Below are 12,047 nucleotides of genomic sequence, written 5' to 3'. Positions count from 1 at the left end.
GGCAGCGACACTAACAGCCTTCAGCCTAAAAAGATAGCAATAATCGATACAGAACAAACTGAGTTAATCGGCGGGGTAAATGACACCAAGCGAGGCTGGTTTAGACGCACCCGTCACTTCAGGAATATTGCTCGGTAAGTTATGAATACGTTGATGGGCAAGCCAAGCAAATGCCATAGCTTCCATGTAGTCTGGATCGCCCCCCTCATCGCGTGTATTACCCACCCGCCAATCCGGCAGTAGGCTCGCCAATCGCGACATCAATAAAGGATTACATGCCCCTCCACCACACACCAATAACTGAGGCGTAGTTCCCACGGCAAAACGTAAAACGTCAGTGGCAATAGTCACTGCCGTGAATTCCAATAAGGTGGCTTGTACATTTTCCGGCGACAGCGGCTGCGAAAGCAGTGATAGTTGAGTTTGCAGCCAAGGAAGATTGTAATGCTCTCGCCCTGTACTTTTTGGATAAGATTGCGCGAGGTAAGGATCTTTTAATAGTTGCCCTAGCAACTCGCGATTGACCGTGCCTCGCTGAGCAAAGGCAGCATCTTTATCAAATTTCTCACCAAGGTGCTGACTGACCCAAGCATCCATCAGCATATTCCCAGGCCCAGTATCAAAGCCCAACACTGTTGAGTTAGGTCGGAGTACCGAAATATTGGCGATACCACCAATATTCAAAACCACGGTCGATGAATCTTGCTGTGAGAATAAGTTTCGATGAAAAGCAGGCACCAAGGGTGCCCCTTGCCCACCAAGTGCCATGTCTTTACGGCGAAAATCTGCGACTGTTGTAATGCCGGTTTTAGCCGCAATGATATTGGCATCCCCAAGCTGGAGCGTAAACGGGGTATCACCTTCAGGCTGGTGAAAGACCGTTTGACCATGGTTGCCGATCGCCGTCACCTTCTCAGGGACAATATTTTCACGCTCTAAAAGCTGATGAATTGCGTCAGCAAACAAGTGGCCAAGAAGATGGTCAAGCCTCCCGATTTGCTTTAATGATGTTGCTTGCCCTAAGCAAACACTCAACAATTCATCTTTTAAGCTATCTGGCATCGGGTAGCAATCACTCGCAATAAGAGATACCCGTTGATCTCTCATCTCCACTAACACTGTATCAACCCCATCAAGGCTGGTCCCCGACATCACGCCAATATAAAGAGCTGGTTCCATTTTGCTATATCCTTCTATATTGGTTGATAGCAGTGCTATTAACAGTATTACAATTTGGAGGTATCACCACTGCTCATCGTTTCAGCTACCAGTTCATTACTCGCTGTTTCCATCGGTCGCACCGAATGAGGAGACTGAGTTAACTGTACTTGCATCGACACAACGTTGTTGACCATTTCTAGTAATGAAGCCCACTGAACTGTTTTCTCTTTATCAAACAGAGAATCAAAATTGTCCGGCGTCCATTCGACAAATGGACGAGGATTAAGCGCTCGACCAAGAAAACGAATTTCATAATGAAGATGTGGGCCAGTCGATAGTCCAGTATTGCCAGTCCAGCCAATTAAGTCACCCTTACGGACAAACTTGCCGCGCTTAACATTAAACTTACTCATATGTGAGTAAGTACTGGCAAAGCCCATGGCATGGCTCAGTTTTAAAAAGTTGCCCGACCCTTTATTGCTCGGTCTAATAACTTCTATCACACCATCGGCAGGGGCGTAGATCTCCGTGCCAGTATTGGCAGCAAAATCAAGCCCAAGGTGGCGTTTACGTACCCCCGTAACTGGGTGAATACGCGTTCCAAACTGCGATGACATCCGAATGTTCGGCGTCGGATTGCCATTAGGGATCATACGAAACAAGGTGCCACGAACAGCAGAGCTAATTGCAGCACTGTCTACCCGTTGTTCTAATGAAATATCATCACTGCCTTCCGATGTTTGTAACCCTAAGATAGTTTCAACATCGTCTACCCGCTGCGTTAACACAGAAAGCTCTGCTTTTTTAAAGTTAAGCTCTTCAATCAGTGCTTGCTTGGCTTCATTTTCCGCAGTTAGGGATTCACTTAATTGCTCAGCTTGTACATTCAGCAAGCTAAGTTTCTGCGAAGAAAACAGGTTGTCTTGATAAAGGGTATAAACACTAAAACTACCCGCTCCGATCATGGCTAACAAAGAGCCAGTCACCAAAGCGGCGTAACGTTTTTTTAGGCGGCTTATAACATAATGAGAAGAGCCTCGGCGATCTGACACCGAGATACAAATATTGTCTGACATGGATTTTCCGACGACTACTCGTTTAAATGTTTTTGTAAATCAGCAAGCTGTTCTAGCTCTCGATGTAATAGTTCGTCAGTTCCAACGTTCAGTTCGACCAGACGTCGGAGGTATCCGACACTTTCAATATCAATGTGATAAATATGCATACGTAAATAGTGCGCGTCGTAGTGGATCAGTTGCGTTTCCATCGTCAACTCTATATCACTCTCATGCAGGTAAAAGCTGACGAAATAATGATCATCGGCGCTTACTTCCCACCCTTCAGGACGAGTTAATAAGATACCCTGCAATGATAAATCCCGGACCTCAGCCTGCCACTCGTCACCAGAGTGCTTCAGCGATGCCGGTGTTTGATAAAGAATGCGACTAAAATGACGACGTTCCACCATAAACACTTCATTTTTTGTTGTTCTTTTATTGAGCTAAGTATAAAGAAATTGAGATATTTCTCCATCTTTTTACATCCAACTTACAGACAGATTTAATAATTTATGATCTATAGCAGAAAGGATGCATTAGTCGAGTGAATGCATAACATAAAAAAACCGCCAACTGATAATCAGCTGGCGGTACTAAAGTAAGCATAACAAGTGTTACCTAACGTAGAATCAAGTAATACAAATCAGCCTTCAAATTTAGTCGTGAAGAAAACGGGAAATCGTTTGATAAACCTGATCACAGTGCTCTTTTACCAAGTCTTCCATATTCAAAAAAGTATGGATCATATCTGGGAAATGCATATATTCGATGGGGACACCTGCGGCCTTTGCCTTTTCACAATAACTGATGCCTTCATCGCGTAACGGACAAAACTCAGCCGTAAACAATAAGGTTTCCGGTAGTGCTGAGGTAAAACGACCATATAATGGTGAAGCCAGTCGACGATTTTCATTATGTTGGAAATAATTATCAAAATACCACGCTATTTTTCCTTTCTGGAGCAAATAGCCTGTGGCATTTTGCTCCATTGAACCTGAGTCCATGGTGTAATCAAGGCTCGGATAAATCATTACCTGCTTGGTGATATCCACCGTTTCATCAAATTGCGCCCGCCCACTGACAGTCGCCACAAGCGCCCCGCCACCGGAATCACCGGCAATGACCAGCCTACGGAGATAGTTTAGTTGACGGCTATCTAATGTTGACCAAATGTTTTGCACCACGGCGTAAGCATCATTCACACCTGCCGGATATGCGCATTCAGGCGCAAGTCGATAGTCAACGGCCACGATTATATGCTGGGTCGCATTGGCCAATTTACGGCAAATAGGGTCATACACTGTGACACTTCCTGCCATGTGGCCGCCACCGTGATAATAAACCAGCACTGGCAAGGCCTGCTCTGGACTCGGGTGGTAGATCCGCACAGGTACGTTGTATTCGTCATTAAGAACCAAATCATCCTGTACCCACGCAACGGCAGGAATATCGGTCACCAGCCCCTTCGTTAGATTAGCCAATCCTTCACGAGCATTAGTTGCCGTCGGCTTAAAACCATTCTCGACTAATATTGCGACTTGCTGGTTGAAGTTTTCAAGCCACGGTTGTAATTGTTGACTTACCTGACGCATAGCGTGCTCCTTATGCTTTACTGGCTACGGCGTTCGTTAATACAGGCTTTTTTCCAGTCTCAGGTAGGAAGAAGCTCGCAAGGAAGAATGTTGATGAACAAACCACGGCGAAGGTAGCAGAAAGCGCAATATTACCCGTGGTATCAGCGATAACACCCGCAATGTACATCAGACCAGTTTCTATCATATAAGATATCGACCAGAACATCCCAAAGACAACAGTGATCCGAGCTGGCGTCATGTTCGGCAACTCTTGAGGCAAGGTGATCAACGCAGTCATAGGAACAAACATAAAGAAACCAGCCATAAATGCAGCGCCATACGCAACTGGCGCACTGGATGTCGTGATCATCAGGGCTGCAAATAACGTCATTGCTAAGCCACAGTAGCGGATCACCGGGATACGCATTGGATAACGCTTCGCGATCATGATCCCTGCAATAGTACCAACCATACCGGCACCAATCATGATTGATGATAGGTACTTGGCTTCAGCGGCAAAGCTCGGTACCAACGGGAACAAAGCAAAAACTGAAATATAGCAAAACAACAAACCAGAATAGGCAATCGGTAACCACAAATTCACTGGCTCTTTAAATCCATCCTTCAGCGTATACGCCGCTTGTTCGTTGCCGTTACCAGTTGATAGAGAAAAGTCATCACTGATCAGCCACCAAACTACCAACACCGCGAGGCTTGCCATCGAGATCGCTAGAATCACATTCTGCCATGTCGCGAGCGTAGAGAGTAATGTCCCAGTTAACAAAATAGCCAGCAAGTTACCCATATTAAAAGCGGCTGCATTAATGCCATTTATCATTGGACGCTCCTCGGCAGAGAAGTATTTGATCACAATTGGATTGAAGTACACAATCGCAAATGCTCCACCAAACCCCATCACCAAACGAGAAAATACATACAGTGGATAATTAGAAGCAAATGCCCCCACAGCACCTGCAACTATTAATAATGATGCCATGGCAAAGGCTTTTTTCGGCCCCATTTTAACCAACAACCATGCCGCGGATAAGTTACCGATGATCTTCGCGATGGTGATCGCATTTGTCATCCATGTCGCTGCAGCCATACCCTCAATACTATAATACGCCATGATGTCTTTGGTCATCATTGAACCGGCAACCCATGACATAGCAAACAATGCATAAGTCATGAATATGATAAATTCAATCCCGTGTTTTTTATTCATAAAAAGTGCCTTTTAAGGTCATTATCATTAATATCTTCAGCCTTAATCATACCGAAATTAACTGACCCGATTATCCTGATTTCGCAATAATGAATCATGTGAAGCCAACCACAAACCCAAATAAGATTATGATTAATAAAACAAAAACACCAAACACAAAAAAGCCCTGCAGCATGACAGGGCTCAATAACACGCAGTCTATTGAATTTATGGTACTAACTTAATCAATTCATCAAGGCTAATATCCGCTTGGTAGTCAACCTCGTCCAAACAGAAGCCATTCAGCTGCATAAAGTCTGTCTTATAGCCTGAGTAGTCCCCCATCGTAGTAAAATTTTCTGGGGTAATTTTCGCCATCAACTCGCTCACCTGTTGCTGAATATCATCGTCCAATTCCCAGTCATCTACCCTAATCAAACGGCTGTCATCTACCAGTACTGATTTCCCTTCACCATAGAGGCGCTGTGAAAAAAGTCGCTGCATCTGTTCAATGCATCCCTCATGCACCCCTTTGTCTTTCATTACTTTAAACAAGGCTAAAATATAGGGAGAAAAAGCTGGAATAAAGACGCTGGCTTTGGTAACCAGTGCTTTACACACCGAGACATAAGCCTCGCCACCAAGCGCGGACATTTTGTTATTGAGCAGATCAGCCGTGGCATGTAAATGCGCCTTTGCCCTGCCGAGCGTCCCTTGATGATAAATAGGGTATGTGGCTTTTGGACCGACATACGAATAGGCTACCGTTTTACACCCCGTCGCCAAGACACCAGCTTCAGACAAGATCTCAATCCAGCTTAACCAGTCTTCCCCACCCATCACTTTTTCAGTGGCTTCAATCTCGGCTTCTGTCGCCGTACCAATCGTCATTTGCTCCATGGTATCGGTTTCAATGTTTATCGTAGGCCCTGTTACCGGTTCACCAATGGTTTTAATTGATGATCGCCATAGCTCTCCTGTTTCGGGGTTCGGACGTATTCCCGTCGCCAAGCTGTACACCACGAGATCTAACTGTCCACCAAATTCAGCTTTAATGTAGTCGATCACCTGCTGACGCATCTGTGGTGAAAAAGCATCACCAACAAAATTCTTACCAATCAAGCCTGCTTTTTCTGCTTCATCCCGAAAAAAGATATTGTTATACCAGCCAGCAGTACCGACACCTTTTTCACTCGGTCCACGCTCGAAAGAGACTCCAATAGTATCAGCTTTCGCCCCCCCAAAAGCCAAAGAGATGCGTGATGCCAAACCGAAGCCCGACGAAGCGCCTAATACCAGTACTTTCTTCGGGCCGTCGGTAACAGGCTCGGCTTCGCGTACATAGTTAATCTGGTTTCGGATAGCTTGCTGACAGCCGAATGGATGGGCAGAGCGTGCAACAACCCCTTTTACAACTGGTTCAATAATCATGGGTAATTCCTAATCTTTGCTTAATGTACTTTTGGGGGCATTACTGTAGCAACGCCTTGGATCACGACTTTGTCATGCTGGTTGATACTGCGCGTATGCAACTTAACGATATTTTTATCCGCATTTATTTCAGCCACTTCAACTTCAGCACGAATGGTATCGCCAATATATACGGGAGCGGTAAAGCGTAATTCTTGGCCCAGGTATATAGTTCCTGGCCCAGGTAGCTGCATCCCCAATACGGCTGACGTCAGCCCTGACACTAAAATCCCATGGGCAACACGGTTACCAAAGACACTTTTCTGCCCCGCCAGTTCGCTGACATGAACAGGATTTATATCACCACTGATACCGCAAAACATCTGAATATCAGATTCACTGATAGTTTTTTCAAAATATGCCCGCTGACCTATCTCGAGCTGATTGATGGTGTAACTCATGATTCAATCCCTTCTCTAAAATAACTTTGCTATAACCCTCTTGCATAGCGAAGCTATCTCATATCGAATGCCCACCTTGTTAAATAAAATGCACAAGGTGGGCGTTTTTTACGCTGCGTAATCAGATGCCACTGGCGATAAGTGCAAGGGCTCAATCACCAATCCCATTGGCTCATCACGGAAAATACGCGCATCCATTAATTTCAAACTTGCACTTACCACAGGGGTAAATTCCATTTGCGCCAAAACATCACGTTCCAGATCGATTCCAGGTGCAATCTCAATCAATTCAAGTCCTCCATCAACTAAACGAAATACAGCTCGCTCCGTGATATACAGCACTTCTTTATTATTTTTCCGAGCTATTTCTGCAGAAAATGTTACTTGCTGAACTTGGTTGATTAGCTTCTTAATATGACCATCTTTCACTATTGTTAGCAGGCCATTACCCGTCTCGATTTGGAGCTTTCCGGCAGTAAAAGTGCCACAGAAGAATACCTGCTTGGCATTTTGGGTAATGTTAATGAAACCACCGCATCCGGCAATTTTAGGTCCGAATTTAGAGACATTGAGATCGCCATTTTGGTCGCACTCGGCAAGCCCAAGAAAAGCTTGGTCAATGCCACCACCATCATAAAAGTCGAACATTTGATCTTGCGTTATAACCGCTTCAGGAAAAGCCGATGCCCCAAAGCTCAAACCACCAGCGGGGGTACCGCCAATCGCCCCAGGCTCAACCGTGGCAATCATCTGGTCGGTGATCCCCTCTTCATCCGTTACCGCTGCAATGACCTCGGGTACACCAATACCATAATTGAGGATAGCCCCCTGCTTTAGCTCCATGGCAGCACGGCGCGCAATGATTTTTTTAGCGTCAAGCTTACGGGGCTGAGAGACATGGTTGGCTACAGTTCCTCGCCCACAATAGGCTGGGTTCATCGGCTCAGCGAAAGTCTGCATATGACTCTCATCATCTGCTACAACGATGGCATTGACAAAAATACCGGGGATCCGCACTTGCTGCGGATCTAATTCACCAACTTTAACCACCTTTTTGACCTGAACAATGACAGTCCCACCCATGTTAGTCACCAGTTGGGCTGCTGCTAGATTCTCAAGAAACAAGCACTCATCTTCCATGGTAATGTTGCCATTCTCATCGGCAGTAGTGCCTCGAAGCAGTGCGACATTGGCATCAATCCGTTTATAAAACAGGTATTCTTTTTCCTCAATTGTCATCAGCGACACACGATTCTCTTGAGTGACAGAGTTAATTTTCCCGCCACCAGCACGAGGATCGATAAATGTACCCAAGCCAACGTGTGATAAAGTGCCGGGCTTGCCTGCCGCAGAATCTCTTAGTAACTGAGCAATCACACCTTGCGGGAAGTTATAACCCGTGATCTGATTATCATTCGCCAACTTCTGCAATCGTGGAATAAGCCCCCAATGGCCTCCACATGCCATGCTGACCATGCCAGGGTGTGCAAGGTGATTGGTGGCTCGGCCAACGCCATCCCCCTGACCTGCGGTAAAGTAAAGCTCTAAGTTTCGAGGGTGCCCTGTCGCTAAGAAGCACTCTCCAACAGCTTGTTCAATTGCCTCAGGTACAACAGCACCAATAAAGCCACCTAAAATAACTTTGTCCCCATCGCTAATCAGCGATGCCGCTTGCTGGGCAGATAGCACTTTAGCCTTCATCACGCTTTCCTTCAGAATCAAAAAATATGGAGGTCAATATCACGATGCAGACGAGATTGACGATGGAGACAAGTCTATGACGTCATGATTAATGAAAAAATAGGCAAAATGCGGAAAGATAATTGCATTTATGGGCTAATAAACTTCATTGTTTTCAGGCATAAAAAAGGCAAGCCAAATCAGCTTGCCTCAAAAAAGTGAAATTAAATGACTACGAGCCTTCTTCCTCGCTAATTTCCCTTACTCGCCTTATTAGGTAGTCCTTGAAGTTCACACAACGCACTGGCATCTGTTTGCGCGGCCTAAAGTAAAGGCTAAATTCGAATTGGCTATTAATATAATCTTCAAGCAGAGGAACCAATGCCCCGCTTTCCAATTCATTTTTAATTAACCTAATAGGTAAATAGCCAATGCCTCCACCATTAAGCGCGACCGTCTTAATAAACTGGCTATCCTCGACTTCAACCGTCTGGGCGATATCTACTGTAGTAAATTCACCGTCACGCTCGAACACCCACTTATTGCCACCAACCAACGTCGAGGCGTAGAGGCAATTGTGTTTTCTTAAGTCTTCTGGCTGCTCTGGCTTGGTGTATTTTTCAATATAGCTAGGGGCACAACACGCTTTAAGCGGGTAACGCAGCAAAGAACGCTTCACCAACAAACTGTCTTTTTCTTGAAACCCTTGATATACCGCACTCGCTCGAATGGCAAAATCAATTTCATCGATATGATCCATGTCGAAGGCCGTTTCAATGACCCGAAAAGTCACATGCGGGTGGTCCTGTAAATATTCACCCACGATACGGCTTAGAAAGTCCTTCGCAAATAACGGGGTACTGGCGATACGGATAATCCCCCGATCATCATTCCCCAAGTTTTGGATTTCAGTAAAGATGTCGTCAATTTCACTGTTTACATGCGTAAAGCGCTCATACAGGCGTAGCCCAGCTTGAGTGGGTACAACCTTGCGGGTTGATCGTTTCAGTAAGCTGACCCCCATATTCTCTTCCAGCTCAATGATCCAGCGACTGCCAGCAGACGCTGAAATACCATACTGCCGGGCGGCAACACTGAACGATCCTGTGCGGACGACATGAAGAAAGTAGACTATTTTATCGAGCATAAATGCACCACGATTATTGCAAATATAGGGCAATAGGATTTATAAACCGAATGTACTCAAATAGCGACAAGCTTAAAGCAAAAGTACTATAGCTGGTCACATAAAACCCTAAATCACCTATGGTTACAGCCCCTAGGCTCATACTCACCTATTTGAGTACACACTTACTCATTATTTCTCTCGCAAATCTGTATGAAAGACTATCCCATGTATGCAATTTTGTTTTGCGTCGGTATCTGTAAACATTCTGCTAAGCCATGCATAGAATAGCCTCAATCCAAAGCAAGTATCGCCAGCGTATGTATCCGGTGTTTATTAACTTGCTTACACTCTCTATAAGGTGACAGAAGTATGCTTACCAATAAAATCTGTATCGTAACCGGTGGCGCACAAGGGATTGGCCGTTGCATCGTTGAAACATTCGCTCGTCAGGGTGCTGCCATGGTTTATGCCTGTGATATGAATCTTCAAGTTATGGAAGATCTCGAGCTCAGTTATGACAATGTCCAAGCCAAACAGCTGAACGTTTGTGATCGCCAAGCAATCAGTGCACTGATTGAAGAGCTTAAAGCAAAGCATGGCAAGATTGATGTACTGGTAAACAACGCAGGGATCACCCGTGACAATCTACTCGACCGTATGAGTGAAGACGACTGGGATATGGTACTGAATGTCAACCTTAAGGGCGTATTCAACATGACTCAAGCCATCGCCCCTATCATGATTGATAATGGCGCTGGCTCAATTATTACCATGTCTTCTGTGGTTGGTACCGATGGAAATATTGGTCAAAGTAACTACGGCGCAACCAAAGGTGGTGTCATTGCGATGACCAAAGGCTGGGCAAAAGAGTTCTCTCGAAAAGGCGCACAAGTGCGTGCCAATTGCGTGGCGCCGGGCTTTATCGAAACCCCAATGACTATTGAGCTACCAGAAAAAGTATTGGATTACATGAAAACTAAAACCCCGTTAGGCCGTATGGGTAAACCACAAGACATTGCAAACGGGGTGCTCTTCTTAGCCAGTGACAATGCCAGCTTTATTACCGGACAAACGCTGAAAGTCGACGGTGGCTTGGTTATTTAAGGGGAGCATGATGAACAAAGTTTATATTGTTGGTTCTAAACGTACCGCACTGGGCAGCTTTGGTGGCAGCCTCTCTTTAACCCCCGCTTTTGAGCTAGGCGGCCACGCCATACGTGCAGCTCTCAGCCAAGCTAAAGTCGCACCAGATTTGGTCGATGAGGTCATCGTTGGCAATGTACTCAGTGCAGGACAAGGTATGGGGCCAGGCCGTCAGGCGGCAAAATTTGCTGATATCCCTGAAAGTGTGCCTGCTTTTACACTCAATATGATCTGCGGCAGTGGCATGAAAACCGTCATTGAGGCCGCAACCAAAATTAAGGCCGGTGATGCAGAGATTGTTGTTGCGGCAGGCATGGAAAATATGTCCAGCGCTCCGTATTTGGTTAGTGGCCAGAACCGTTTCGGTAGCAAAATGGGCAACCAACAGCTAGTTGATACCATGGTACACGATGGTCTAACCGATGCGTTTAATCAGTACCACATGGGGATCACGGCTGAAAATATTGCGGATAAGTATAGCATTAGCCGTGAACAACAAGATGCATTCGCCTTACGTAGCCAGCAACGCGCAAACCATGCTGTTGAAAGCGGTCGCTTTGACGATGAGATCGTTGCCGTCGAAATTAAGCAGCGCCGAAAAGCCGTGGCCTTTGCCCGTGACGAATACCCACGCAGCGATACAACCATTGAAAGCCTAGCCAAACTACGTCCAGCGTTCAAGAAAGAAGGGAGCGTAACAGCAGGTAATGCCTCAGGCATCAACGATGGCGGTGTCGCATTTGTTGTCGCTTCGGCTAAGGCAGTTGAAAAATACAACTTGGAACCACTCGCAGAAATTATTAGTTACGGCCAAGGCGGGTTAGATCCTGCCTATATGGGCCTAGGACCAGTACCAGCGATCAAGCATGCACTGTCACGCTCAGGAATGTCACTCACAGATATCGACCTGCTTGAACTTAACGAAGCATTTGCTGCTCAAGCCCTCGGCGTGATGCACGGGTTATGTGATGATCACGGGGTCGCTATGGATTGGTTTGACAACAAAACCAACGTCAACGGCGGTGCAATTGCCCTTGGCCATCCGCTAGGTGCTTCTGGTGGTCGTGTACTGGCTTCATTGCTCTATGAAATGAAGAAAAAACAATCGACCTATGGGCTTGCCTCTTTATGTATTGGTGGTGGAATGGGTACAGCAATTATCATTAAACGCCTTTAGGCAGCTAACGGATTATCATAAAAAGGCTCACTATGAGCCTTTTTAATTTC

The 12,047-nt window shown here is 45.7% G+C and carries 11 protein-coding genes; 2 read left to right on the top strand and 9 right to left on the bottom strand.

Annotation, left to right across the window (positions count from 1 at the left end; all coding sequences use genetic code 11):
* Positions 1 to 63 precede the first annotated feature (63 nt).
* The 9 genes from L4D09_RS09235 to L4D09_RS09195 all read right to left on the bottom strand — a co-directional run bounded on the left by L4D09_RS09235 (position 64) and on the right by L4D09_RS09195 (position 9,695).
* Positions 64 to 1,179: an anhydro-N-acetylmuramic acid kinase gene (locus L4D09_RS09235; RefSeq protein ID WP_428457209.1), complete on the bottom strand. Its 1,116-nt coding sequence runs from the start codon at positions 1,177 to 1,179 to the stop codon at positions 64 to 66.
* A 47-nt stretch (positions 1,180 to 1,226) separates the two neighbouring features.
* Positions 1,227 to 2,237 (bottom strand): M23 family metallopeptidase, encoded by a 1,011-nt coding sequence (locus tag L4D09_RS09230; protein WP_428457208.1) that lies wholly within the window; start codon positions 2,235 to 2,237, stop codon positions 1,227 to 1,229.
* Positions 2,238 to 2,251: 14 nt separating this feature from the next.
* Positions 2,252 to 2,629, bottom strand: coding sequence for a PilZ domain-containing protein (locus L4D09_RS09225; RefSeq protein WP_428457207.1), 378 nt, complete (start codon positions 2,627 to 2,629; stop codon positions 2,252 to 2,254).
* A 246-nt stretch (positions 2,630 to 2,875) separates the two neighbouring features.
* Positions 2,876 to 3,811 (bottom strand): alpha/beta hydrolase, encoded by a 936-nt coding sequence (locus L4D09_RS09220; RefSeq protein WP_428457206.1) that lies wholly within the window; start codon positions 3,809 to 3,811, stop codon positions 2,876 to 2,878.
* Positions 3,812 to 3,821: 10 nt separating this feature from the next.
* Positions 3,822 to 5,018 carry an MFS transporter gene (locus L4D09_RS09215; protein WP_428457205.1) on the bottom strand — a complete coding sequence of 399 codons (1,197 nt, stop codon included), beginning with the start codon at positions 5,016 to 5,018 and terminating at the stop codon, positions 3,822 to 3,824.
* A 207-nt stretch (positions 5,019 to 5,225) separates the two neighbouring features.
* The gene (gene fabV / locus L4D09_RS09210; protein WP_428457204.1) at positions 5,226 to 6,428 is read right to left on the bottom strand and encodes an enoyl-ACP reductase FabV; all 1,203 of its coding nucleotides are present in this window, start codon (positions 6,426 to 6,428) and stop codon (positions 5,226 to 5,228) included.
* Between the two features lie 20 nt (positions 6,429 to 6,448).
* A complete protein-coding gene (locus L4D09_RS09205; RefSeq protein WP_428457203.1) occupies positions 6,449 to 6,868 on the bottom strand; it encodes a MaoC family dehydratase in 420 nt (139 codons plus the stop codon).
* A 108-nt stretch (positions 6,869 to 6,976) separates the two neighbouring features.
* Positions 6,977 to 8,569 (bottom strand): acyl CoA:acetate/3-ketoacid CoA transferase, encoded by a 1,593-nt coding sequence (locus L4D09_RS09200; RefSeq protein ID WP_428457202.1) that lies wholly within the window; start codon positions 8,567 to 8,569, stop codon positions 6,977 to 6,979.
* Between the two features lie 211 nt (positions 8,570 to 8,780).
* Entirely contained in the window at positions 8,781 to 9,695 is a 915-nt protein-coding gene (locus tag L4D09_RS09195; RefSeq protein ID WP_428457201.1) for a LysR family transcriptional regulator, read from the bottom strand.
* 351 nt (positions 9,696 to 10,046) lie between these two features.
* On the opposite strand from L4D09_RS09195, the gene L4D09_RS09190 reads away from it, so the two are divergent.
* Together L4D09_RS09190 and L4D09_RS09185 are read left to right on the top strand one after the other, a co-directional pair.
* Positions 10,047 to 10,781 carry a beta-ketoacyl-ACP reductase gene (locus L4D09_RS09190; RefSeq protein WP_428457200.1) on the top strand — a complete coding sequence of 245 codons (735 nt, stop codon included), beginning with the start codon at positions 10,047 to 10,049 and terminating at the stop codon, positions 10,779 to 10,781.
* Positions 10,782 to 10,791: 10 nt separating this feature from the next.
* On the top strand, positions 10,792 to 11,997 hold the full coding sequence (locus tag L4D09_RS09185) for an acetyl-CoA C-acetyltransferase (protein ID WP_428457199.1): 1,206 nt from the start codon (positions 10,792 to 10,794) through the stop codon (positions 11,995 to 11,997).
* The last annotated feature ends 50 nt before the right edge of the window (positions 11,998 to 12,047 follow it).

Origin of the sequence: Photobacterium makurazakiensis (assembly GCF_050336715.1) — a bacterium.
Classification (GTDB): Bacteria; Pseudomonadota; Gammaproteobacteria; order Enterobacterales; family Vibrionaceae; genus Photobacterium; species Photobacterium makurazakiensis.
This window is presented reverse-complemented; position numbering and strand designations above follow the sequence as displayed.

What these genes read in the sequence shown, in the direction of transcription:
- L4D09_RS09235 (WP_428457209.1), bottom strand. Translation starts at nt 1,179, where the DNA reads ATGGAACCAGCTCTTTATATTGGCGTGATGTCGGGGACCAGCCTTGAT.
- L4D09_RS09230 (WP_428457208.1), bottom strand. Translation starts at nt 2,237, where the DNA reads ATGTCAGACAATATTTGTATCTCGGTGTCAGATCGCCGAGGCTCTTCT.
- L4D09_RS09225 (WP_428457207.1), bottom strand. Translation starts at nt 2,629, where the DNA reads ATGGTGGAACGTCGTCATTTTAGTCGCATTCTTTATCAAACACCGGCA.
- L4D09_RS09220 (WP_428457206.1), bottom strand. Translation starts at nt 3,811, where the DNA reads ATGCGTCAGGTAAGTCAACAATTACAACCGTGGCTTGAAAACTTCAAC.
- L4D09_RS09215 (WP_428457205.1), bottom strand. Translation starts at nt 5,018, where the DNA reads ATGAATAAAAAACACGGGATTGAATTTATCATATTCATGACTTATGCA.
- fabV (WP_428457204.1), bottom strand. Translation starts at nt 6,428, where the DNA reads ATGATTATTGAACCAGTTGTAAAAGGGGTTGTTGCACGCTCTGCCCAT.
- L4D09_RS09205 (WP_428457203.1), bottom strand. Translation starts at nt 6,868, where the DNA reads ATGAGTTACACCATCAATCAGCTCGAGATAGGTCAGCGGGCATATTTT.
- L4D09_RS09200 (WP_428457202.1), bottom strand. Translation starts at nt 8,569, where the DNA reads ATGAAGGCTAAAGTGCTATCTGCCCAGCAAGCGGCATCGCTGATTAGC.
- L4D09_RS09195 (WP_428457201.1), bottom strand. Translation starts at nt 9,695, where the DNA reads ATGCTCGATAAAATAGTCTACTTTCTTCATGTCGTCCGCACAGGATCG.
- L4D09_RS09190 (WP_428457200.1), top strand. Translation starts at nt 10,047, where the DNA reads ATGCTTACCAATAAAATCTGTATCGTAACCGGTGGCGCACAAGGGATT.
- L4D09_RS09185 (WP_428457199.1), top strand. Translation starts at nt 10,792, where the DNA reads ATGAACAAAGTTTATATTGTTGGTTCTAAACGTACCGCACTGGGCAGC.